Below are 20,079 nucleotides of genomic sequence, written 5' to 3' on the forward strand. Positions count from 1 at the left end.
GATCTTAGGTCCGTTTCGGCGCGCCGGGAACGGGCTCAGGGGGCGGTCCAGCCGACCGGGATGTTGCCGATCCGTACGCGCTGCGGGTGGTCACCGACCGGCACCGACGCGACGGCCTGTCCGGTGGCGAAGCTGATCGCGGTGACCCGGTCGGCGCCGGCCTCGGAGATCACGCAGTCGAGGCCGTCCGCGCTCACCGTGGCCCAGTACGGCTTGATCGCGGTGACCAGCGGCCCCGGGGTGAGGGTGGCCCGGTCGACGACGGTGGCGTAGTCGTCCATGGTCCCGGCGACACAGAGCTTGGCGCCGTCCCGGCTGATCGACAGACCGTGGTGGCGGGAGTCGTTGACCCAGGTGGTGCGGTCCGGGTCGGTGGCCGGGTTCTGCGGCAGGTCCCGGATCCGGGTGATCCTGTCGGTGGCCACGTCGTACTCGACCAGGCCGGCGAAGAACGACACCTGGAAGTAGAGCTTCGACTCGTCCGGGGTGAAGACGGCCGGGCGGACCGCGTCGGAGAGGTCGCTGCGGCCGAAGGCGTCCAGGCGGTTCCGCATGTCGATGGTGCGGGCCACCTGGAAGGTGCTCGTGTCGGCGACGGTGATCTTCCGGTCCCCCTTGGTGAAGTCCAGCCAAGGGGCGTCGAGGTCGGTGTTGACCTCGCCGATCGACATGTTCCACAGGTGGCGGCCGCCGCCGGTGTAGATGTTCTCGTGCGGCTTGTCGCCGGTCGCGAAGGAGCCGAGCTGCCGGCCGGTGACGATGTCGAGCACGTGCACGGTGTTGCCGGTGGAGGCGGAGACGGCGACCGAACGGCCGTCCGGGCTGACCGCCATGTGGTCGGAGCGGAAGCCGCTGACCGGGAACCGCCAGCGCAGCTTCCCGGTGGTCAGGTCGATCGAGACCACGTCGGCGAAGCTGGGCCGGGAGATCACCAGGGCGTCACCGGCCGGGGTGGTGTACATGTCGTCGACGAGCTGGTCGTGCCCCTCCCCCGGCCCCTGCTGGATACCGAGGTAGAAGGCCAGCCGGATCGGGTTGAGGTAGATCTCGGTGAGCCGCTGGGTGCGGTCCGGCACCACGTTGAGCCGGCCGACGCGGCTGTAGGAGCCACTGGCCTCGATGACGTCGACCGTGCCCTCCCAGTTGTTGCCGACGAACATCACCTGGCGCAGGGCGGGGGCGGCGGCCGCCGGCGCGGGCGCCACGGTCGCGCCCGCGGCGAGCAGAAGGCCGAGAGCGAGGGGTACGAGATGAGTCTTCATGTGATTCCCATCGATGTCGTGACCTGTTACTTTGCGGTAACACCAGGAGAACAAGAGGATGACTCACATCGATAGGTTGTGAGACCCAATGCGGACGCTCCCCGTTGTCGCCCGGACACAACCCGACCCGCTCGCCGCCCTGGTGCACGGGCTGGCCGACGACGCCCGGCTGGTCGACGACGTGGTGGCCGCGGCCCGCGCCCAGTCTCCGGAGGCCGCCCGGCTGCCCAAGGCGGAGAGCCGCCGGTACGTCGCCGCGCTGATCCGGGCCGGGTGCGCCACCTTCCTGCGCCCCGGCGAGCCGGCCGGTGACGACTTCGCCGAGGCGGCCCGGTTCGGGGCCGAGGGCGCGGCGCTCGGCGTACCGATGGCGGCGCTGCTGTCCGGGGTGCATGCCGGCCGCAGCCGGATCCTGGAGATCGCGATCGCTCGCGGCCGGGCCGCCGGCCTGCCCGACGACGTGCTGCTCCAGGGGCTGCTCCGGCTCGACCGGTACGGCAGCGCGCTGGAACGGCACGTGCTGGACGGCTACCGGACGGCGGAGCGGCAGCTCGACAGCGACCGGCGGGCCGCCCGGGTCCGGCTGCTGCGCCACCTGCTGCTCGACGAGGAGAGCGACGGCGTGGATCCGGCCCGGTTCGGGCTCACTCCCGGCGGCCGGTACCACTGCGCCGTCTCGGACGTCGCCGAGCCGGGCCGGGTGCGGGAACTTGAGCAGGCGTTCGCCCGGTGCGGCGGGATCCTCGGACCGGTACGGGGCCGGCTGTGCGGGCTCACCCCACGACTGCCGGAACTGACCACGGTCGCTCCGGCCCTGGTGGTGACGACTCCGCCCGTACCCCTGGAAAAGGCGACGGAGGCGCACCGCCTCGCCCGCCTGGCGCTGCACGCGGCTCGCGCCCGGGGTGTGACCGGGCCGTGCGAGGTGACCGAGCTGGCCGGGGAGACGGCGCTGGCGGCGCAGCCGATGCTGGCCGGATTCCTGCGGCACGGGCTGCTGGCGGCGCTGGACCCGGCCGACGATTTCCACCGGGAACTGGCCGGCACGGCGCTTGCCTATCTGGACCACGGACAGCGGCTGGACCTCACGGCGAGTGCGCTGCACCTGCACCCGAACACGGTGCGTTACCGGCTGCGACGGCTGCGGGAGCTGACCGGGTTCGGCGAGCGGCTCACCGTGCTGGAGACCGTCCGCTGGTGGTGGGCGCTGCACACATGGCGGGGCCCGGTGTGATGGGCGGTCACACCGGGCCTCTCTAGCCGATCACCACTTGCGGTAGTCGGTCTGGGTCTGTGCGTTGAACTGCCACGTCCGTTCCCGCTCCGCCCTGTCGATGCGGCGGTCGCTGACCTCCAGGACGTCGAAGCCCTTCTGGATGTCGTTGGAGTAGATGTGGCCGTTGTACCAGTACGCCGACCAGGAACCGCCGACGATCAGCCGGTCGAGGCTGAGCGGGCCGCGCTCCCAGTAGGCGATCTCCACCGGCTTGCGAGAGTTGGTGAAGTCCCAGATCGAGATGCCACCCTGATACCACGCCTGGACCATGATGTCGCGGCCCTTGACCGGGATCAGCGAGCCGTTGTGGGCCACGCAGTTCTCGGTGGCGGCGTTCTCCCGGGGGATCTTGAAGTAGCTGCGGAACTCGAGCTTGCGGTGCTTGCCCTTGCCGGTGATGTCGTAGATCGCGTCGGCGCCCTTGTTCGCGCCGATGGACGGCAGACACTCCGCGCCACCGCCGCCGCCGAGCTCGTCGGTGAAGACGACCTTGGTGGCATCGTTGTTGAACGTCGCCGAGTGCCAGAACGCGAAGTTCTCCGCGTCCCGCACGGTGGTGATCACCTTGGGCGACGCCGGGCGGGAGATGTCCAGCAGGACACCGTCGCCCATGCACGCGCCGGCCGCGATGTCCTTGGCCGGGTAGGCGGTGATGTCGTGGCAGCCGGTGGTCCGCCGGCTGTCCGCGTCACCCTCGAAACCGCCGTCCGGGAAGAGCACCGGCGCGGCGATCAGGCCGGCGGTGTCCGGTTTCCTCAGCGGCACCTTGATGATCGAGATCTTGTCGTGCGGCTGCGCGCAGTTCGGCAGGTCCACCACGTCGAGGTTGTACGACGAGACGTAGACGTACACCGAGCGATCGTGGCCCTTGCCCGGAACCAGCGTCAGGGTGTGTGAGCCGCAGTCGGTCTTGACCGCCTTGACGTACTTCGGGTTGCGCGGATCGCTGACGTCGAAGATCTTGACGCCTTCCCAGCGGGGCGCGGTGGACGGCTCCGAGTTCGGCACCGAGACGCTGTTGCAGGAGTCGTCGTTGCGGATCGAGTCGGTCGCCAGGAAGAGCAGGTCCCCCCAGATCGAGATGTCGTTCTGCGAGCCGGGGCAGAGCACCTGGGTGACCTGCACCGGGTCACTCGGCCTGCTGATGTCGTAGACGGTGAAGCCGTTGTAGTTGCCGGCGTACGCGTACTTGCCCTGGAAGACCAGGTCGCTGTTGAGCGCGTTCTCCGCGGCGAACGGGCCCACCTTGGGCTCGTTGGCGATCTGCCTGATGTTGGGGCTGCTGACGATCTGGTCCACGCCTGGGATGCCGACCGGGTCCGCTTGGACCGGCGCGGCGACGACCAGAGTGGACAGGACCGCCGCCGCCCCGATACAGACCAGGCGCTTTAACCGCCCTCGTGAGGCAGGATGCTTCATGAAGCTCCTTCCGGTTTCGGAGCACCGATGACGCACGGCGAGTTGTGTCGTCCGCACTATCGGTGACAGCGATGTCGGTCGTTACGATAGCCGTCGAAGCCTGATCGTGGGGGCCGCCTGCCGGAAAGGAAATACATGCAACACCGACGCGCATGGGCCCTGACCGCCGCAACTGTGGTCCTTCTCGGCACCGCGGGTGCGGTGCTGGCCGCCCGGGCATCCGGTCCGGCCGATCCGGTGGGCGCGCCGGCCTCCTCGGCCTCCCCGGTCCGCGTCGTCGTACCGGGCCGCCCCGGTGAGTCGGCCGGCGTCACCGACTCCGATCACGTGCAGGCGCCCGCCGCGTCCACCTACAACAGGGCCGACGTCACCTATGCCCAGATGATGATCGCCCACCACGCGCAGGCGTTGCAGATGGCCGATCTGGTGCCCGACCGGGCCACGAACCAGGGCGTGAAGAACATCGCCGGCCGGATCACCGCCGCACAGGGTCCGGAGATCTCGGTGCTGCGGACCTGGCTGGCCGACCGCGGAGAGCCGGAGTCGGACCCGGCCCACGACCATGCCTCGATGCCCGGCATGCAGTCCGAGACGGCTCTCACCGGTCTGGCCGCGGCCCGGGGCGCCGACTTCGATCGCCGGTTCATCGCGATGATGACCGAACACCACCGTGGGGCCGAGACGATGGTGGGCGATCTGCTGCGTGCCGGATCGGAGGAACGGCTCGCCAAGATGGCCAAGGAGACGGCGATCGAGCAGCTGGTCGAGATCCAGCGGATGACCGAGCTGGGTGTGAGCTGACTCAGCGGGCCGGCAGCGCCGCCCGGACCTGGGTCGCGCCGGAGGCCAGGGCGTTGAAGGCGGACTGGCTGATGTCGTCGTCCTCGCGCAGGTCGACGAGCTTCTCGGCGAACTCGTCCATCTTGCGGGCGGCGTCCTTGGCCTTGCCCCGCTCCAGCCGGTCGGCGGCGGACTTGAGCCGGCGGTCCAGCGCCTCCGCGCCGTCGTCGTCGATCTGGCCCTGGTCCTCCAGCGAGTCGACGACGGCCCTCAGCGCGGCGATCAACTCGGCCGGTCGAGCTGGGCGCACGGTGACCGCCGGAGTCGTCGCGGTGGCCTCTTCGGAAGGGGCCTCTTCGGAAGGGGACGGTTCCTCGGTGGGCGCCGCCGAGGTCACCACCACGACGGGTGGCGCGGCCACCGGCGCCGGGCTCTCGTCGTCGCCGGAGAACAGCCAGACCACGAGCGCGGACAGGACGACCGCGGAGCCCGCGGCGGCGAGCAGGGCCACCCGGCGATGGTCGGCGGCCCGGTAGACGCCGCGCTGCTCCACCACCGGCATGGTGGCCGTCGGCTGGTAGAGGTCATGAGGATCCGGCACGGCGGCCATCATGCCAGGCGACGGGTCAGAGGTGGACCGGAAGTTCGGTCAGCCCGCGCAGCAGGGTGCCGGGCCGCCAGATCAGCTCCTCCGGCTCGACGGCCAGCCGCAGACCGGGGAAACGGTCGAGCAGAGCGGTGAACGCGATCTGCGCCTCCAGCCGGGCCAGCGGTGCGCCCAGGCAGTAGTGGATGCCGTGCCCGAAGGCCAGATGCGGGTTCTGCGGACGGTCCAGCCGCAGCTCGTCGGCGCCGGGGAAGCGGTCGTCGTCCCGGTTGGCGGAGAGCAGGACGACCACGATCGGGTCGCCGGCGGCCACCTTCTCCCCGCCGATCTCCAGGTCCTCGGTGGCGACCCGGAAGGTGGACGTCTCGACGGGTCCCTCGTACCGCAGGAACTCCTCGATGGCGGAGGGCAGCAACGCGCGGTCGGCGCGCAACCGCTCCCATCGCTCGCGGTCGCGCAGCAGCAGGTAGGCGCCGTTGCCGATCAGGTTGACGGTGGTCTCGTGGCCGGCCAGCAGCAGCAGGAAGACCATCGAGGTGAGCTCCTCCTCGGTCAGCCCGTCCCCGGAGTCCCGGGCCTGGACAAGCCCGGTCAGCAGGTCGTCGCCGCCGTGCTCGCGGCGCTCGGCGAGCAGGGTCCGGATGTAGCCGATCATCGACTCGATGGCCGGGCCCAGCCGGTCGCCGGACATCGCGCCCGCGACGATGACGTTGGACCAGGCGCGGAACGAGCCCTGGTCGGCGGCCGGCACCCCGAGCAGCTCGCAGATCACCTGGATGGGCAGCGGGAAGGCGAAGGCGTCGATCAGGTCGGCCCGGTCCCGGCCGTCGAGGGCGTCCAGCAGCTCGGTGGCGATCACCTCGATCCGCGGGCGCAGCGCCTCGATCCGGCGGACCGTGAAGGCGGCCGAGACCAGGCGGCGCAGCCGGGTGTGGTCGGGCGGGTCGACGGCCAGCATGTGCCGGGACAGGGCGCCGCCGGCCGCGGACTGACCGGCCGCGGAGCCGAGGGCCGCCACCGACTTGGACAGCCGGGGGTCGGCCAGCACGCGGCGGGCGTCCTCATACCGGGTGACGAGCCAGGCGTCCATGCCGCTGGGCAGGCGGACGCGGCGGACCGGGCCGGTGCGGCGCATCAGGGCGTACGTCGGGTGGGGGTCGTTCTGAAACGCCGAGTCGGTGAAATCGATCATTTCGCCCCTCCAGGCCGCCGGGAACCGAAATCCGACAATACGTGTCGATGGGGTTCCCGGCAGCCCCGGTCAGGCGGCGGGACGGCGCGGCACCCGGGGCGCGCGGGGCGGGCGGATCGGCAGGTGCGGCCGACGGGCGGTGGGCCGCCGCAACCGGCGCGGTCGCGGCTCCGGGGAAGCCACCACGACGACGACGTACGCCCGGTGCGGTTCGGTGGTACTGGCCACTGGTACGGATCACCTCCAGGGAAGGTGTCCACTATCCGCCGGTACGACGACCGGCTCCCGGCTGTTCATGCTTTCTTAAAGATCATCTGAGAAAGAGGTAAGCAACCACCGCAAGACCGGTGGGCACCGGCCGATTACCCTCCTTGGGACCACTCGTAGATGGAGTAGCCGCGCCACCATGTCCTTCCGCACCCTGGGCGTCCTCGCCGCCGTCACGTCGCTGCTGGCCATGGCCGGATGCGGCTCCCCCGCCGCACCCGCCGGAGACCCCGCCGAAGCTCATCCGGCGGCCTCCTCGAGATCGTCCGCGGCGGTGCCCGGCAGCCCCACGGAAAGTGTCCCGACCCGGCCGAACATCGTGTTCGTGCTGGTCGACGACCTGTCGATGAACCTCGTGCAGTACATGCCGAACGTGCAGAAGATGCAGCGGGACGGCACCACCTTCACCAACTACACGGTCACCGACTCGCTCTGCTGCCCGTCGCGCGCCTCGATCCTCAAGGGACAGTTCCCGCACAACACCGGCATCGTCAAGAACCACGGGTCGGACGGCGGCTTCCGGCTCTTCCACAGCCGTGGCCAGGAGAAGTCGACGATCGCGACCGACCTCCAGGCGGCCGGTTACCGCACCGCGTTCCTCGGCAAGTACCTCAACGAGTACTTCCCCAAGAAAACCATGGGCACCGGCAAGCCCTACGTGCCGCCGGGCTGGGACCAGTGGTTCGGCGGCGGCAACGCCTACGACAACTTCGACTACGACCTCAACGAGAACGGCCAGGTCAAGAGGTACGGCAAGAAGCCGCAGGACTACCTCACCGACGTGATCGCGGGCAAAGCGGCGAACTTCATCAGCACCACGGCGACGACCGGGCAGCCGTTCATGGTCGAGGTCTCCACGTACACCCCGCACAGCCCGTACACGCCGGCGCCGCGGGACGAGAAGCTCTTCCCGGGGCTGAAGGCGCCGCGCACCGCGGCCTACGACAAGGTGCCCGCCGGCTCGGCGTGGCTGCCCCCGAACCTCAAGCTCACCAAGGACCAGGCGCGGCGGGTGGACGAGGAGTTCCGCAAGCGGGTGCAGTCGGTGCAGTCGGTGGACCGCATGGTCGGCACGCTGCGCGACACCCTGGCCAAGTCCGGGGTCGCCGACGACACCGTGGTGATCTTCAGCTCGGACAACGGCTACCACATGGGCGAGTACGCGCTGCCCTCCGGCAAGCAGACCGCCTTCGACACCGACGTCAACGTCCCGCTGATCGTCGCCGGGCACGGCGTGGGCGCCGGGCGCAGCGTCAGCTCGGTGGTGGCGAACATCGACCTGCGGCCCACCTTCACCGACCTGGCCGGAGCGCCGCCGTCGCCGGAGTGCGACGGCCGCAGCTTCAAGACGCTGCTCAGCGGGGACGCGCCGGCCGACTGGCGGCACGCGACGCTGATCGAGCACCACGATCCGGCCACCGACCCGAAGGACCCGGACTTCCAGTACGACAGCAAGAACATCCCGCCGTCGTACGACGCGATGCGCACCGAGCGGTTCACCTACATCGAGTACGTGGACGGGACCCGGGAGTACTTCGACCGCAAGACCGACCCGTACATGTTGACCAACGTGGCCGGCACGCTGGCGCCGGAACGGCTCGCCGAGTTGACCACCGCGCTGCACGGGCTGGCCACCTGCGTCGGCGCGGACGCCTGCGGGAAGGCCTCCCGGGCGGTCAGCTGACCCCGCCCGGCCAGATGAACGGTCGCCCGGTCGGGCCCTGGTCCGGCACGATCGGGTAGACGCTGGAGTGCGCCTGCCAGGACGGCTGCGGGCGGGGCCGGGAGTCGGCGAGGGCCCGGGCGAGCGCCTGCAGCATGTCCTGGAGGGCCATGTGCAGGCGGTCGTCGGTGACGATGCCGGCGCTGTCGATCGACGCCATCTCCAACGGGATCCGGACGCACGCGGGCCGCAGCAACCGGGCGCCCGCGTGGTCGAGCACCGACTCCAGGCCGGCCCGGGCGCCGTCGTCCAGGCCCGGCCGCACCACGGACAGCCAGGCGGCCGGTTTGCCGCCCAGGTCGCCGCCGTCGACCAGCCAGTCGAGCAGGTTCTTCAGGCTGCCGGGCAGCGAGCCGGCGTACTCCGGGGTGCTGAACAGCACGGCGTCGGCGGCGTCGACCAGGGAACGCAGCTCGGCGACCGGGCCCGTCGGCAGTTCGCCGGGGACGAAGGCGGGCAGGTGGCGCAGGTCCTCGTACCGGGTGGTGGTGATCTCCGGTGGCGCGAACCGGGCCGCGGTCCGCAGGGCGGCGGTGTGCAGGGAACCCTCCCGGGTGCTTCCCGAGATCAGCAGGACACGGGTCATTCCGCGACGATACGGCGGGCGGGCCCCGGTTCGGACGCCCGAAGGGATTACCCGGCCCGGGCCGGCAGCTCGGTGGGGGCGATGCCGCCGGCCAGGGCCAGGTCGCCGGCGGGCAGCTGGAGCGACTCGGTCACCGATCCCCGGTGCACGTCGAGGACGACATGTCGTCGGCAGGTGGGTCTGCGCCCGGGTTCACGGTGAGTCACAGAAAGCACCGAGGCCCCACCTGAATCAGGTGGGGCCTCGGTCGGTCGTGCGCCGCGTAGGACTCGAACCTACAACCCGCGGATTAAGAGTCCGCTGCTCTGCCAGTTGAGCTAGCAGCGCCTTTCGACGGGAGGAAGACTAACACACTACCCCGGCCCCGATTTTCGGCCGGGGGGTGGCCGCGGGCGCCGGGGAGCGCCCGCGGCCGTGGGGAACGGGTCAGGTTGCGGTGCAGGTCAGCGACGGCCAGGCCCAGTTGCCGCCGTGCTGGACGGTGAAGCCGAAGGTGTTGCCGTTGCCGTTGGGCCGGGCGGTCATCACGTAGCCGGTGGCGTCCCATGTGACCGTGGCGTTCCAGGTCGCGATGACCCTCTGCGGGGCACGGAACGTGACGGTGACCGCCCAGTTGTTCGTCCCGGCGACCGCCACCTGGCCGTTGAACCGGTCGGTCCACTTCTGGCCCTCGGAGTAGGTGGCCGTGCAGGAACCACCGGTCGGCGGCGGGGTCGTGGGGTTCGTTCCGCCGCCCGGCGCCACGGCCCGGCCGGTGGTGGGCGAGATCATGCCGGCGCACAGGCCGCGGTTGCGCAGGTCGGCGGCGATCTGCGGGATGGCGGCGACGGTGGTGGCGTACTGGTCGTGCATCAGGATGATCTGGCCGTTGGTGAGCGTGCCGGCCCGCTGCGCGATCTGGGCCGTGGTGGCGCCGTTCCAGTCCTGGGAGTCGACGTCCCAGATGATCGTCCGCATGCCCAGGGCCGACGCGGCGGACTGGAGGGTGGCGTTCGTCTCCCCGTACGGCGGACGGAAGAGCACCGGGGTGCCCCCGCCGCCGGCCTGGATGGCGCTCTGCGTGCGGGACAGCTCCGAGCTCATCTGCGCCGAGGAGAGGGTCAGCATGTGCGGGTGGGTGTAGCTGTGGTTGGCGACCCACATGCCGGCGTCCACCTGCGCCCGGACCAGGCCGGGGTTGGCCGCCGCGTTCTGGCCGGTGTTGAACATGGTGGCCCGCAGCCCGTTCTGCCGCAGCGTGTTGAGCAGGTTGTTGGTGTTGCCGGTGTTCGGCCCGTCGTCGTAGGTGAGACCGACGTAGCCACTGCTGCAGGCGGCGGGGGCGGCGGTGGCCGTCTGGGTGAGGGGAACCAGGACGGCGCCGGACGCGGCCAGCACGCCGGCCACTCCGCAGAGCACGACTCTGAGCTTGCGCATGGGGGATCCACCTTCGTGTCGGGGAACAGGGAAGGGATCGACGACCGTCGCTGATTCATTGTTCGGAGCCACCGGGACCGCGTCAACCGTTAAGAGCCGGTAAATTTTCGAAACTTTCGGAGCGTGGGAACAGTGCTTAGGCGATGGATCCCGCTTTGGCTGGCCGCAACTATCGAGGCGATCCCGGAAACACCGGCGGAGGGCAAGAAAAAGCCCCAGCCGGGGGCTGGGGCTTCGTGTGCTTGGAGAGTGCGTCGCGTAGGACTTGAACCTACAACCCGCGGATTAAGAGTCCGCTGCTCTGCCAGTTGAGCTAGCGACGCTCGCCGTACAACGGGGAAAACGTTAGCACGACCTCGGAAGATCCTTGTAATCGGCCACCAGTCACCCGAAGGGGGAGGCACGGCTTGCGTCCATGCGTCAGGATGTCAGCGCTGAGAACTCCAGAACGGGGCCCGACGATGGTTCACCTCCGCCGCTCTCTGGCGGCGATCATGGCGCTTGGCCTGATCGCACCCCTCGCTGCCTGCGGCGACGACGATGCCAAACCCGCCTTCGCCGACCCGGCCACGACGGCGAGCTCCACCCCCGGCGCCTCCGGCGCGCCGGTGACCGAGAGCACGTCCACGGCCGGCGGCCCGGTCACCCTGACCATCACACCCGCCACCGACAAGAAGAACGTGCCGGTGAGCGCGGAGATCGGCCTCAAGGTCAGCGGCGGCGAGGTCACCTCGGTCACCCTGACCGACGCCAAGGGCAAGGCCGTCGCGGGCGAGCTCCGCGAGGACGGCTCGGCCTGGGTGCCGGCCAAACCCCTCAAGACCAAACAGACGTACGCCGCCAAGGTCGTCGCCACCGGAAGTGACGGACAGACCACGACGGCGAACACCACCTTCACCACGATGGGCGCGCCGGCCCGGGAGACGGGCACCGGGCTCTACCTCTTCGACGGCAACACGTACGGCGTGGCCATGCCGGTGGTCGTCGAGTTCAACCCGGGAATCAAGAAGGCGGATCGCGCCGCCGTCCAGAAGCGGATGTTCGTCGAGACCTCGCCGTCGCAGCCGGGCACCTGGTCGTGGACGTCGAGCGGCACCCAGGCCTACTACCGGGCGCCCGACTACTGGCAGACCGGCACCGAGATGACCGTCCGGATCGCGGTCGGCGGGCTGCCCACCGGCGGCGGCCGCCACGGCGACCAGGACCGTTCGGCCAAGGTCAAGATCGGCCGCAAGTTCGAGATGAAGGTCGACAACGCCTCGAAGAAGATGACCGTGCTCCAGGGGGACAAGGTCGTCAAGACCATCCCGGTGAGCCTCGGCAAGAAGAGCACGCCGTCGTCCAGCGGCCACATGGTGGTCATGGAGAAGAAGGCCGCGACCGTCTTCGACACCACCGACACCGACGGCGCCGACGGTTACCGCACCGACATCGAGTACGCGCAGCGACTCACCTGGAGCGGTCAGTACATCCACTCGGCCCCGTGGTCCACCGGCGCACAGGGACGCACGAATGTGTCACACGGCTGTGTCAACGTGTCCCCCTCGAACGCCCGGTGGCTGTTCGGCAAGACCCTGATCGGCGACCCGGTCACCGTGAAGGGCACCGGTGACGAGCTGGACTACGGCAACGGCTGGACGCCGTGGGACGTGAGCTGGGAGAAGTTCAAGGAGGGCAGCGCTCTCTGATCACCCGGCGTGGTTCTTCCTACCCGGTGGGGTACATCGATGGCGTTGCACCGGTCACGGCACGAAACCGGTATTGGTGCGACGCTGTTTCGCGGGGCACTATTGGGCGCCGGGGAGAACGACGCCGTGAGGAGACCATGGAGATGGATGGAATTCGGTCGGCGGAGCAGGCCGGTCCGGCTGCCCGAAGTGGCCGGAGCCGGTTGCGCCTGACCCTGGCCGCGATGCTCGCGGGCACCCTGCTGCTGACCGCCGCGTGCAGCGGCGGCAAGGACGAGCCGTCCTGGCAGGGTGGCGGCGACGGGGCCGCCGGTGCGTCATCGGCTCCCTCCGCCGCGCCCACGTTGAGCACCGTCGCGGTGACCTCCCCCGCGCAGGACGCGAAGAGCGTCGAGCTCTGGTCCGAGGTGAAGTTCGACAGCGAGGACCCGGACAACACCGAGGTCAAGGTCACCAACGCCAAGGGCGACGAGGTCGAGGGCACCCTGGACAAGGACCAGAATCTCTGGCGCCCCGCCAAGTCGCTGGCCTGGGGCACGAAGTACACAGTGACCGTCACCAGCCCGGCGGCCGAGGGCAAGAACAACTCCGCCACCAGTTCCTTCACCACCATGAAAGAGCCGTCGAACCTGGTGCGGGTGACCAGCTTCATGGGTGACGGGCAGACCGTCGGCGTCGGCATGCCGCTGATCATGAAGTTCGGGCGGGCCATCCCGGAGAAGTACCGGGCCGAGGTCGAGCGCCGGATGGTGGTCACCGCCACGCCCGCGCAGGAGGGCACCTGGCGCTGGATCAGCTCCACCGAGGTGCACTTCCGGCCGCAGGCGTACTGGAAGGCCGGCTCCAAGGTCTTCTACGACGTGAAGCTCAAGGGCGTGGAGCTCGGCGACGGGTGGTACGGCCGGTCCGACCTCACGGTGGACCTGAAGATCGGCCGCGAGATGATCCTCACGGTCTCCAACAAGACCAAGAAGATGACCGTCAAGCAGGACGGCAAGGTCATCAAGACGATCCCGGTGAGCCTGGGCAAGCCGAGCACCCCGTCCTCCAGCGGCACCATGGTGATCATGGAGAAGGCGGCACACACCGTCTTCGACACCACCGACGAGGACCCGGTGAACGGCTACAAGACCCCGATCGACTGGGCGCAGCGGATCACCTACAGTGGCCAGTTCATTCACGCCGCCCCGTGGTCCGAGGGCGTGCAGGGCAAGCGCAACGTCTCGCACGGCTGCGTCAACGTCTCCGAGGCGCTCGGTGAGTGGCTGTTCCAGCGCACCATGATGGGTGACGTGATCACCGTCACCGGCACCGAGGACAAGCTGAAGAACGGCAACGGCTGGACCGACTGGAACATGAGCTACGCGGAGTACAAGAAGGGCAGTTACCTCTAGCCCCGGAACGACGGCGTGGGCCCCGGTGCGATCCGCACCGGGGCCCACGTTCGTCTCGGCTCAAGCGGCCGGGAACGCCCCGGTCACCGCGGCCCTCTTCGGGCCGGCGGTGGCGACCGCGCCGTAGTTGTCGCCGCTCGGGTCCCGGTCGCCCTCGGCGTGCGTGTACTGCGCCGCGAAGACGTAGCTGCCCGGGGCCAGCGGGGCGCCCGGTTCGAGGGTGAAGCGGTAGTACAGCACGTTCTTCTCCGCGGTCACGGCCATGGAGATCATCCCCGCCGGGATCGACGTCCACTTCCCGGCCTCCTGGACACCCCCGGTCCGGGCCACGCCGATCACCACGTCCAGTTCGGTCACCGGTTCGGTGGTGGTCAGGGTGACGTTGCCCTGCGCCCAGGTGCCGGCCGAGTGTTCGTCGAGGACGGCGCTGGAGCTCAGGAAGTCGTCGGCCGGTTTCCACACCGGAACCACCGGCACCGTACCGGGGGTGGGGACGGTGCCCCGGTCCGGACGGCGGCCGGTCTCCGTGGGCTTCCCCTTCGGGGTACGGCCGGGCCGCGGCGGCGCGGCCCCGGACTCCGACGGCGCCGGTGAGCCGGTGGCGGCCGGCGCGGGATCCGGGGTGGGCTCGTCACCGGCCAGCCGGATTCCGGTGAAACCCACCACGATGGTGGCGGCCACCGACGCCGCGGCGGCCATCGGGCGCAACGAGAACGCCCACCGGCCGCGGGCCGGCTCGGCACGGCGCCGGGCGATCCGGGTGAGCATCGCGACCCGGTCCGGCGTGTGCCGCTCGGCCTCCCGGCGCAGCGCCGCACCCAGCTCGGGCTGGAGATGTTCAGCCATGACGACGTCCCGTCGCCAGCGGTATCCCGCGCAGGAACTCGCTCAACTGGGCGGCGCCCCGCGAGGTGTGGCTCTTCACGGCGCCGACCGAGATGCCGAGGATGGTGGCTACCTCACGTTCCGGCACGTCGAACGCGTACCGGAGGATGACGCACTCGCGACGCCGCTGCGGAAGGCGCTGCAGCGCCGCTCGCACGTCGAGGACCGCGGGGGTGTCGCTCTCCGCCCGGTCGCGGCGCAGCAGGCCGAGCCGCAGCAGACCGGACCGCTCCCGGCTCTGCTTCTTGATCCACTGGCGGGCCAGGTTGGTCACGATGCCCCGCGCGTACGCGACCGGGCTGTCCGCCGCCTGGACGCGTTCCCAGTGCCGCCACACCTCCACGAACGCGTCGGCCGCCAGGTCGTCGGCGGCCTGCGAGTCGCCGGTCACCAGGTAGGCGAGCCGGGACATGTCGGCGTGATGCTCGTCGAAGAACCGCCGGAAGGCGTATTCGGTGCCAAGGTCGGACAAGTGACTGTTCCTGTCCGTCAGGGGATGCGGGGCATGAGGGGGAGACTCCTGGGGACGACGAATGATCCACACCCCTGTGGCCCGCCGGACCGAAAAGGTTGCCCGATCCCGCGAGAAATCTTCCGGTGTTCCGAAGGGCGGGAAACGAAAAAAGGCCCCGTCTCTCGACGGGGCCTTTCACATGGGGTGATCGACGGGATTCGAACCCGCGACACCCGGGACCACAACCCGGTGCTCTACCTACTGAGCTACGACCACCATGGCCGCCCTTTTACCGGCGACGCTGGACAATCATAGCCACACGTCCCGGGAGGCCGTCGAGCGGGTTACCTACAGTTCGGCGGCGACGGCCCTGGCCGCCTCCACATCCGGGCCGGGCTGCGGGACGAAGATCGTGCGGCGGTAGTACTCCAGCTCGCGGATGCTCTCGCGGATGTCGGCGAGCGCCCGGTGGGACAGACCCTTGGCCGGCTGACCGAAATACACCCGGGGATACCACCGGCGGCACAGCTCCTTGATCGAGGAGACGTCGATCATCCGATAGTGCAGGTGGGCGTCGAGCGCCGGCATGTCCCGGGCCAGGAAGCCGCGGTCGGTGGCGATCGAGTTGCCACAGAGCGGGGCGGTCCGGGGGTTCGGCACGAACTCCTTGACATACGCCAGCACCGCCTCCTCCGCCTCGGCCATGGTGATGGCCGACCGGCGGACCTCCTCGGTGAGCCCCGACTTGGCGTGCATGTCGCGCACCACGGGAGGCATCGCGTCAAGCGACGCCTCATCGGCGTGGATGACCAGATCGACGCCCTCGCCCAACACGTTCAGCTCCGGATCGGTGACCAGCGCCGCCACCTCGATGAGCTTGTCCTTGCCCAGGTCGAGACCGGTCATCTCACAGTCGATCCACACCAGAAGATCCGCCACGCCGACAGCCTACGCCGGGCGCCGAGCCGCCGTTCGCCCCCGGACCCTCATGTACGGGTTGTTTGTCCGGTTTGCTACCCGGACTTCCCACTTGGCTGGTTGCCGGGTAAAGTGAACTTAACGGACGAAGCCCCCCTTCGGTTACTCCGTTCCCCCCGGTAAAGGGCCCTCCGTGTCGGCAGCATGGAGGGCCCTTTCATGCCCAGCGCACCTCGTGGGCGTCGCCCGGCGCCGCGAAATCGAGAAGGCACGCCGCCCGCGCCTCCACCGCCGCCCGGTCCCCCGGCGCCAGCGGGCGGAACGGCTCGACGGTCAGCGTCCCACCCCGGCGGGACCAGGTCGCCGCCACGAAACCGTCGACCAGAACGGTGGGGCGGACGATCGACCACCCCGGCGTCACCAGCGGCCGGTCACCCGGGTGGATGATCCGGGCCCGGTCGGCATGGCCCAGCACCGCGTTGTCGAACTCCGGCAGGAACACCACCGGCGCCGGCTCGTCCGGATCGGCGATCGGGGCGTCCGGAAGGTCGTACAGGTCGGTGCCCGCCTCGTCCCGGAAGACCCGCAGCCGGTCTCTCAGTCCCGCCAGCACCCCCGCGAGCCGGGTCAGGCCCGACCACACCCGCAGATCCTTGGCCGACGCCGGGCCGAACGCGGCCAGATAGCGCCACACCAGCGTCTCCATGGCGGCGCCGTCGGCCAGCGGGCGACCCAGATAGTCGTCCGCCAGCACACAGGTCACCCGGCCGCGGTGTCCCCACGTACCGGACGGCGGCGGATGCAGCAGCGCCAGCCGCAGATGCGCGCCCAGCGTCAACCCGCTCAGATCCACGTCCGGGAACCGGGCCGTCAGCCGCCGGGCGATCTCCGGCCGGGTCAGCGGGCCCGCCGCCAGGATCTCCCGCGCCGCCGCGGTGAACGCCACCGGATCAGCGACCCGGCTCAGCCTCCCGGCCAAGCGGTCCAGCATCGGCTGCAACGTCGGGCGCAGCCAGCCGAAGTCGTCGCCGGTGCTCAGATGCTGGGTCCCGCGCAGCATGGCGCCGCGAACCACGGTCCGGTCGTGCAGCAGGGCGGTCAGGTCCTCCCGCCGGAAGGCCGACGACCGCGCCCACAGCCCCAGGTAGGGCGAGTCCGGCTCCTGACCCTGCACGGCCACGAGATGCCGCACGATGTCGTCGGCGGTCCTGGGCAGGCGCTCGGCCAGCAACTGGCGTCGCAGGTAGGTCCGGTTCAGCACGCGCGTGGGGAGAACTCGCATGCGTACGACGCTAGGTTCTCATGCGGTCAGGTTCTGTCCGCAATGACGAGGCGGGCCACCCCCGTCCGGGATGGCCCGCCATGGTGTCAGCTCTTCTCGTCGCCGTCCTTGGGGCGATTGCGGACGGCGGGGCTCCTGCGACGACGCTGTTCGGAACTTCCGGCCAGGAGTTTGGCGGCTTCCTCGCGATAGCTCAACGGCTGGCCCCCGGCCGCCTTCGGCTCCGGCTTCGCCTCCGGTTTCAGTTCCGGCTTCGGCTTCGCCTCCGGTTTGGGTTCCGGTTTCAGCTCCGGCTTCGGCTCCGGTTTCGGATCTCCGGCGGTCCGGGTCCCGGCCGTCCGGGTCTTCGGGGGTACGGGCTGAGCCGTCCCGTCCGGCTCCTGCACCCCGGTGCGGGCCGCCACCGACTCGGCCGCCCGGACCCAGGAAGCCGGTGTCCGCCGTGTGGCCGGGGCCTGGCGGGGCGGGGTGGGGTTGCCACCGGAGAGACGGCTCTGGGCCCTCGCCATCGGGTTGTCGTCGCCGGGTTCGGTGGTCCGGGACCGGCCGGCCTTCGCCTTCGGTGTCTTCACGCCCTCGGTGGGGCCGGCCTTTGCGCCGCCGCCCGCTTTCGCTGTGGTCTTCACCGGTTCCGAGGAGGCGTTCCGCTCGGCCGGCCCGTCGTTCGGGGTCTCGGCCTTGGCCGCGTGTTCGGGAGCCGGTTCGCCGTTCGGCGTCTCCGCCGTCGCCGCGTGTTCGGGAGCCGGCTCGGCCACGGTTTCGGGGGCGGGACTTCCGGAGGCGGGCCGCGACGGGGTCGCGAGGCCCTGGGTCGGCACGGGCGCCGGCTTCCTGCTGAGTGTCAGCCCGCCGGCCTCCACCGCGTGCATCGATGCCCGCTTGGACCGCCCTGGCCGGGTGGGCGGCTGCTCCGGCTCGGAACGGCCGGCCTCGACCTGAGCCGGATCCGTCGTCACCGGAGCGGGATCCGGGGCCTCGACCTGGGCGCTGTCCGCCACGGACGGGGTCGGGGCGACTCCGGACTCCACGGTCTCCGGGGCCGCGACCTCGTCGAGAACCGGGATTCCGGCTTCGACGGCATGGATCGAGGGACGCTGTTCGCCGTCGGCCGGGGCCGCTTCCCCGCGATCGCCGGTAGGCGAGCCGGTAGGCGCCGGACGGCTCAGGACCAGACGGGTCAGGCCGGTGGCGGTCCAGTCGGTGGCGGCTGGTCCGGTTCGGAGGACCACCCGGGCCGGTCCGTCCGCGGTTGTCGGGCCGTCGTCCGGGCGTACCGGATCGGGGTTGGTGGCCGTGCGTTTCGCGGTCGGCTCGTCCTGGCCGGGGGTTTGCGGGGCCGCTGATTCCGGACGCTGGGCGGGGGTCTTCGGCGGCGTGGTGGCGCGATCCGCATCGTCAGCGTGATTTTCGGTCTGCCCGTCGCCGGCATCCGATGTCCGGCCGGCCGGCTCCTCCACCGCTGTGGTCTGCGTCGCCGGCTCCGCTGCGGCGGTCAGCGGAGCCGATTCCTCCGCGACGCTCTCCGTCGGGTCGGTGGTCGGCGGGCCTTCGGGGTTCGCGGTTGTCCGGCCGCGACGAGGCGCGATCGGGATCGTCGCGCCCGGCATGTTGGTCTTGCCGGTCGGGGCGGGGGTGAACTTTCCGGCGTTGCGGCGGGACGCCTCGGCCAGCCGGGCGGCGGCTCGCGCCTCGGTCTGGCGGGCTCGTTCCGGAGCGGTGGCCGCCACCCAGGCGCCGACCGCGGTGGCCTGGAACCCGGGCGCGTCCGGGCTGGACGGTGAGTGACGGCGATCGCCGCGGCGGGCCGGAACCGTGCCGGGTTGTGATCCGGCGAGGATGGGTGTGTCGCCGAGCAGGCTCAGCGGCTGGCCGGGCGCCGGGGCCCGGTCACCCGGAGCGGAGGCGCCGCTGCCACCGGGCGAGTCCGGGCCGGGAAGAGCATCGACGGAAGCCGCGCCGTCGGGAAGGAGCGGGCCGGAGACCGGGCCGGAGGCGGGTTCGGGACCGTCGAGGGTGGCGGTGAAGGCCGGCGGGAACGGGCCGGCCGGCCGCTTCGGGGGCCAGGCGAACTGCGGCAGCGCGGGCGGGCGGCTGGGACGGGAGTCGGCGAGCGTACGCGGACGGTGTGCCCCGCCGCGCGCCCCGGCGTGGTAGGCGCGCCCGCCGGGCAGGGGCAGTGGCGCGCCGATGGCGTGCATGAGTTCCGGAACCTGGCTGGGTTCGACGACGTAGACGACCTCGCGACGGCGGCCCGGCCAGGTCAGGACGATCACGCCGGCCATGACGAGCAGGGTGCCGAGGGTGAGCAGGCCCCAGGTGCCGCTGTTGAGCCAGCCGGGGCGGACCTCGGCGACAGTGGCGAGCCGGGTGACGGGTGTGCCGCCGGGGTTCATGAGGACCAGGCTGTGCGGACGGTCGCCCAGTTCGGCGGGGGTGAAGGCGAGCAGTCCGGCTCCGCTCGCGGTCCAGAAGGTCTGCCGGGCGGGTACGCCGTCGGGGGTGCGGCGGCCGCCGGAGCGGACGGCGGTGACCGGGAGGATGCCGGTGCCGAGGTCGACGCCGTCGACCCGGTTGTACGGGACTCCGGCGAGGTATCGGGCGACCGCGTCGGACGGGGCGATCCCGAGGAAGGCCGGGCCGTCGGCGGTGGCCGCGGAGAGCCGCATCCGGGTGCCGGTCATCCGGGCGAACGGGACGTCGTCGCGCAGCAGCCGGTCGATGTCGGGGACGACGACCGCGTACCCGGGCACGGTGAGCCGTTGGAGTTCGCCGGTGAAGGCGCCTCCCGGATCTCGGTGCTGCATGACGGCCCACAGTCCGCCGCCGGCGAGCAGCGCGGGCAGTCCGATGGTCAGTAACAGCATGCCGAGGATCGTGCGGAACACCCGCATCTGTCTCTCCCCCTTCCCGGGCCGTACTGCGAGGACCAT

18 protein-coding genes and 3 tRNA genes are annotated in these 20,079 nt (G+C 70.8%); 5 read left to right on the forward strand and 16 right to left on the reverse strand.

What is annotated here, in order from left to right; genetic code table 11:
* Positions 1-35 precede the first annotated feature (35 nt).
* Positions 36-1,262 carry a YncE family protein gene (locus tag KZ829_RS00840; RefSeq protein ID WP_220141968.1) on the reverse strand — a complete coding sequence of 409 codons (1,227 nt, stop codon included), beginning with the start codon at positions 1,260-1,262 and terminating at the stop codon, positions 36-38.
* A gap of 88 nt (positions 1,263-1,350) precedes the next feature.
* Between KZ829_RS00840 and KZ829_RS00845 the strand changes: the two genes are divergently transcribed.
* Positions 1,351-2,496 (forward strand): RsbRD N-terminal domain-containing protein, encoded by a 1,146-nt coding sequence (locus tag KZ829_RS00845; RefSeq protein ID WP_220141969.1) that lies wholly within the window; start codon positions 1,351-1,353, stop codon positions 2,494-2,496.
* A gap of 30 nt (positions 2,497-2,526) precedes the next feature.
* On the opposite strand, the gene KZ829_RS00850 is transcribed toward KZ829_RS00845, so the two are convergent.
* Positions 2,527-3,957: an LVIVD repeat-containing protein gene (locus KZ829_RS00850; protein ID WP_220141970.1), complete on the reverse strand. Its 1,431-nt coding sequence runs from the start codon at positions 3,955-3,957 to the stop codon at positions 2,527-2,529.
* A 135-nt stretch (positions 3,958-4,092) separates the two neighbouring features.
* On the opposite strand from KZ829_RS00850, the gene KZ829_RS00855 reads away from it, so the two are divergent.
* Positions 4,093-4,758 carry a DUF305 domain-containing protein gene (locus KZ829_RS00855; RefSeq protein ID WP_220141971.1) on the forward strand — a complete coding sequence of 222 codons (666 nt, stop codon included), beginning with the start codon at positions 4,093-4,095 and terminating at the stop codon, positions 4,756-4,758.
* A 1-nt stretch (position 4,759) separates the two neighbouring features.
* Here KZ829_RS00855 and KZ829_RS00860 read toward each other — a convergent pair whose 3' ends face one another.
* The 3 genes from KZ829_RS00860 to KZ829_RS00870 form a co-directional block, all read right to left on the reverse strand.
* Positions 4,760-5,338, reverse strand: a complete 579-nt coding sequence (locus tag KZ829_RS00860) for an FIMAH domain-containing protein (protein WP_220141972.1) — start codon at positions 5,336-5,338, stop codon at positions 4,760-4,762.
* Positions 5,339-5,363: 25 nt separating this feature from the next.
* Positions 5,364-6,536, reverse strand: coding sequence for a cytochrome P450 family protein (locus KZ829_RS00865; RefSeq protein WP_220141973.1), 1,173 nt, complete (start codon positions 6,534-6,536; stop codon positions 5,364-5,366).
* Positions 6,537-6,605: 69 nt separating this feature from the next.
* Positions 6,606-6,764, reverse strand: a complete 159-nt coding sequence (locus tag KZ829_RS00870) for a hypothetical protein (protein ID WP_183224861.1) — start codon at positions 6,762-6,764, stop codon at positions 6,606-6,608.
* Positions 6,765-6,942: 178 nt separating this feature from the next.
* Here KZ829_RS00870 and KZ829_RS00875 point away from each other — a divergent pair, with 178 nt between their 5' ends.
* Entirely contained in the window at positions 6,943-8,487 is a 1,545-nt protein-coding gene (locus tag KZ829_RS00875) for a sulfatase family protein (protein ID WP_246634884.1), read from the forward strand.
* Here the strand turns inward: KZ829_RS00875 and KZ829_RS00880 are convergent.
* From KZ829_RS00880 to KZ829_RS00900, 5 genes are all read right to left on the reverse strand, one after another.
* Complete coding sequence (locus KZ829_RS00880; protein WP_183224862.1) at positions 8,480-9,112, reverse strand: NADPH-dependent FMN reductase; 633 nt, start codon at positions 9,110-9,112, stop codon at positions 8,480-8,482. The two genes, KZ829_RS00875 and KZ829_RS00880, sit on opposite strands and share 8 nt — an antisense overlap.
* A 47-nt stretch (positions 9,113-9,159) precedes the next feature.
* On the reverse strand, positions 9,160-9,318 hold the full coding sequence (locus KZ829_RS00885) for a hypothetical protein (RefSeq protein ID WP_220141974.1): 159 nt from the start codon (positions 9,316-9,318) through the stop codon (positions 9,160-9,162).
* Positions 9,319-9,366: 48 nt separating this feature from the next.
* A tRNA-Lys gene (locus KZ829_RS00890) sits at positions 9,367-9,439 on the reverse strand.
* Between the two features lie 99 nt (positions 9,440-9,538).
* Positions 9,539-10,528 (reverse strand): polysaccharide deacetylase family protein, encoded by a 990-nt coding sequence (locus KZ829_RS00895; RefSeq protein WP_220141975.1) that lies wholly within the window; start codon positions 10,526-10,528, stop codon positions 9,539-9,541.
* A 250-nt stretch (positions 10,529-10,778) separates the two neighbouring features.
* A tRNA-Lys gene (locus KZ829_RS00900) sits at positions 10,779-10,851 on the reverse strand.
* Positions 10,852-10,989: 138 nt separating this feature from the next.
* Between KZ829_RS00900 and KZ829_RS00905 the strand changes: the two genes are divergently transcribed.
* Entirely contained in the window at positions 10,990-12,216 is a 1,227-nt protein-coding gene (locus KZ829_RS00905) for a L,D-transpeptidase (protein WP_220141976.1), read from the forward strand.
* Positions 12,217-12,359: 143 nt separating this feature from the next.
* Positions 12,360-13,610: a L,D-transpeptidase gene (locus KZ829_RS00910; RefSeq protein ID WP_220141977.1), complete on the forward strand. Its 1,251-nt coding sequence runs from the start codon at positions 12,360-12,362 to the stop codon at positions 13,608-13,610.
* Between the two features lie 60 nt (positions 13,611-13,670).
* On the opposite strand, the gene KZ829_RS00915 is transcribed toward KZ829_RS00910, so the two are convergent.
* From KZ829_RS00915 to KZ829_RS00940, 6 genes are all read right to left on the reverse strand, one after another.
* Complete coding sequence (locus KZ829_RS00915) at positions 13,671-14,456, reverse strand: hypothetical protein (RefSeq protein WP_220141978.1); 786 nt, start codon at positions 14,454-14,456, stop codon at positions 13,671-13,673.
* Complete coding sequence (locus KZ829_RS00920; protein ID WP_220141979.1) at positions 14,449-14,967, reverse strand: SigE family RNA polymerase sigma factor; 519 nt, start codon at positions 14,965-14,967, stop codon at positions 14,449-14,451. The genes KZ829_RS00915 and KZ829_RS00920 overlap by 8 nt, the downstream gene beginning before the upstream one ends.
* 182 nt (positions 14,968-15,149) lie before the next feature.
* Positions 15,150-15,225, reverse strand: a tRNA-His gene (locus KZ829_RS00925).
* A 72-nt stretch (positions 15,226-15,297) separates the two neighbouring features.
* A complete protein-coding gene (orn, locus tag KZ829_RS00930) occupies positions 15,298-15,888 on the reverse strand; it encodes an oligoribonuclease (protein ID WP_220141980.1) in 591 nt (196 codons plus the stop codon).
* 196 nt (positions 15,889-16,084) lie between these two features.
* Complete coding sequence (locus KZ829_RS00935; protein ID WP_220141981.1) at positions 16,085-17,149, reverse strand: winged helix DNA-binding domain-containing protein; 1,065 nt, start codon at positions 17,147-17,149, stop codon at positions 16,085-16,087.
* Between the two features lie 86 nt (positions 17,150-17,235).
* Positions 17,236-20,040 (reverse strand): hypothetical protein, encoded by a 2,805-nt coding sequence (locus KZ829_RS00940; protein WP_220141982.1) that lies wholly within the window; start codon positions 20,038-20,040, stop codon positions 17,236-17,238.
* Between the last annotated feature and the right edge of the window lie 39 nt (positions 20,041-20,079).

Source organism: Actinoplanes hulinensis, from assembly GCF_019429605.1.
In the GTDB taxonomy this organism is placed as follows: Bacteria; Actinomycetota; Actinomycetes; order Mycobacteriales; family Micromonosporaceae; genus Actinoplanes; species Actinoplanes campanulatus.

Bases quoted from the DNA above. Each gene is read 5' to 3' on its own strand.
- KZ829_RS00865 (WP_220141973.1), bottom strand. From the start codon at position 6,536: ATGATCGATTTCACCGACTCGGCGTTTCAGAACGACCCCCACCCGACG.
- KZ829_RS00915 (WP_220141978.1), bottom strand. From the start codon at position 14,456: ATGGCTGAACATCTCCAGCCCGAGCTGGGTGCGGCGCTGCGCCGGGAG.
- KZ829_RS00910 (WP_220141977.1), top strand. From the start codon at position 12,360: ATGGATGGAATTCGGTCGGCGGAGCAGGCCGGTCCGGCTGCCCGAAGT.
- KZ829_RS00855 (WP_220141971.1), top strand. From the start codon at position 4,093: ATGCAACACCGACGCGCATGGGCCCTGACCGCCGCAACTGTGGTCCTT.
- KZ829_RS00935 (WP_220141981.1), bottom strand. From the start codon at position 17,149: ATGCGAGTTCTCCCCACGCGCGTGCTGAACCGGACCTACCTGCGACGC.
- KZ829_RS00940 (WP_220141982.1), bottom strand. From the start codon at position 20,040: ATGCGGGTGTTCCGCACGATCCTCGGCATGCTGTTACTGACCATCGGA.
- KZ829_RS00905 (WP_220141976.1), top strand. From the start codon at position 10,990: ATGGTTCACCTCCGCCGCTCTCTGGCGGCGATCATGGCGCTTGGCCTG.
- KZ829_RS00895 (WP_220141975.1), bottom strand. From the start codon at position 10,528: ATGCGCAAGCTCAGAGTCGTGCTCTGCGGAGTGGCCGGCGTGCTGGCC.
- KZ829_RS00850 (WP_220141970.1), bottom strand. From the start codon at position 3,957: ATGAAGCATCCTGCCTCACGAGGGCGGTTAAAGCGCCTGGTCTGTATC.
- KZ829_RS00840 (WP_220141968.1), bottom strand. From the start codon at position 1,262: ATGAAGACTCATCTCGTACCCCTCGCTCTCGGCCTTCTGCTCGCCGCG.
- KZ829_RS00880 (WP_183224862.1), bottom strand. From the start codon at position 9,112: ATGACCCGTGTCCTGCTGATCTCGGGAAGCACCCGGGAGGGTTCCCTG.
- KZ829_RS00875 (WP_246634884.1), top strand. From the start codon at position 6,943: ATGTCCTTCCGCACCCTGGGCGTCCTCGCCGCCGTCACGTCGCTGCTG.
- KZ829_RS00845 (WP_220141969.1), top strand. From the start codon at position 1,351: ATGCGGACGCTCCCCGTTGTCGCCCGGACACAACCCGACCCGCTCGCC.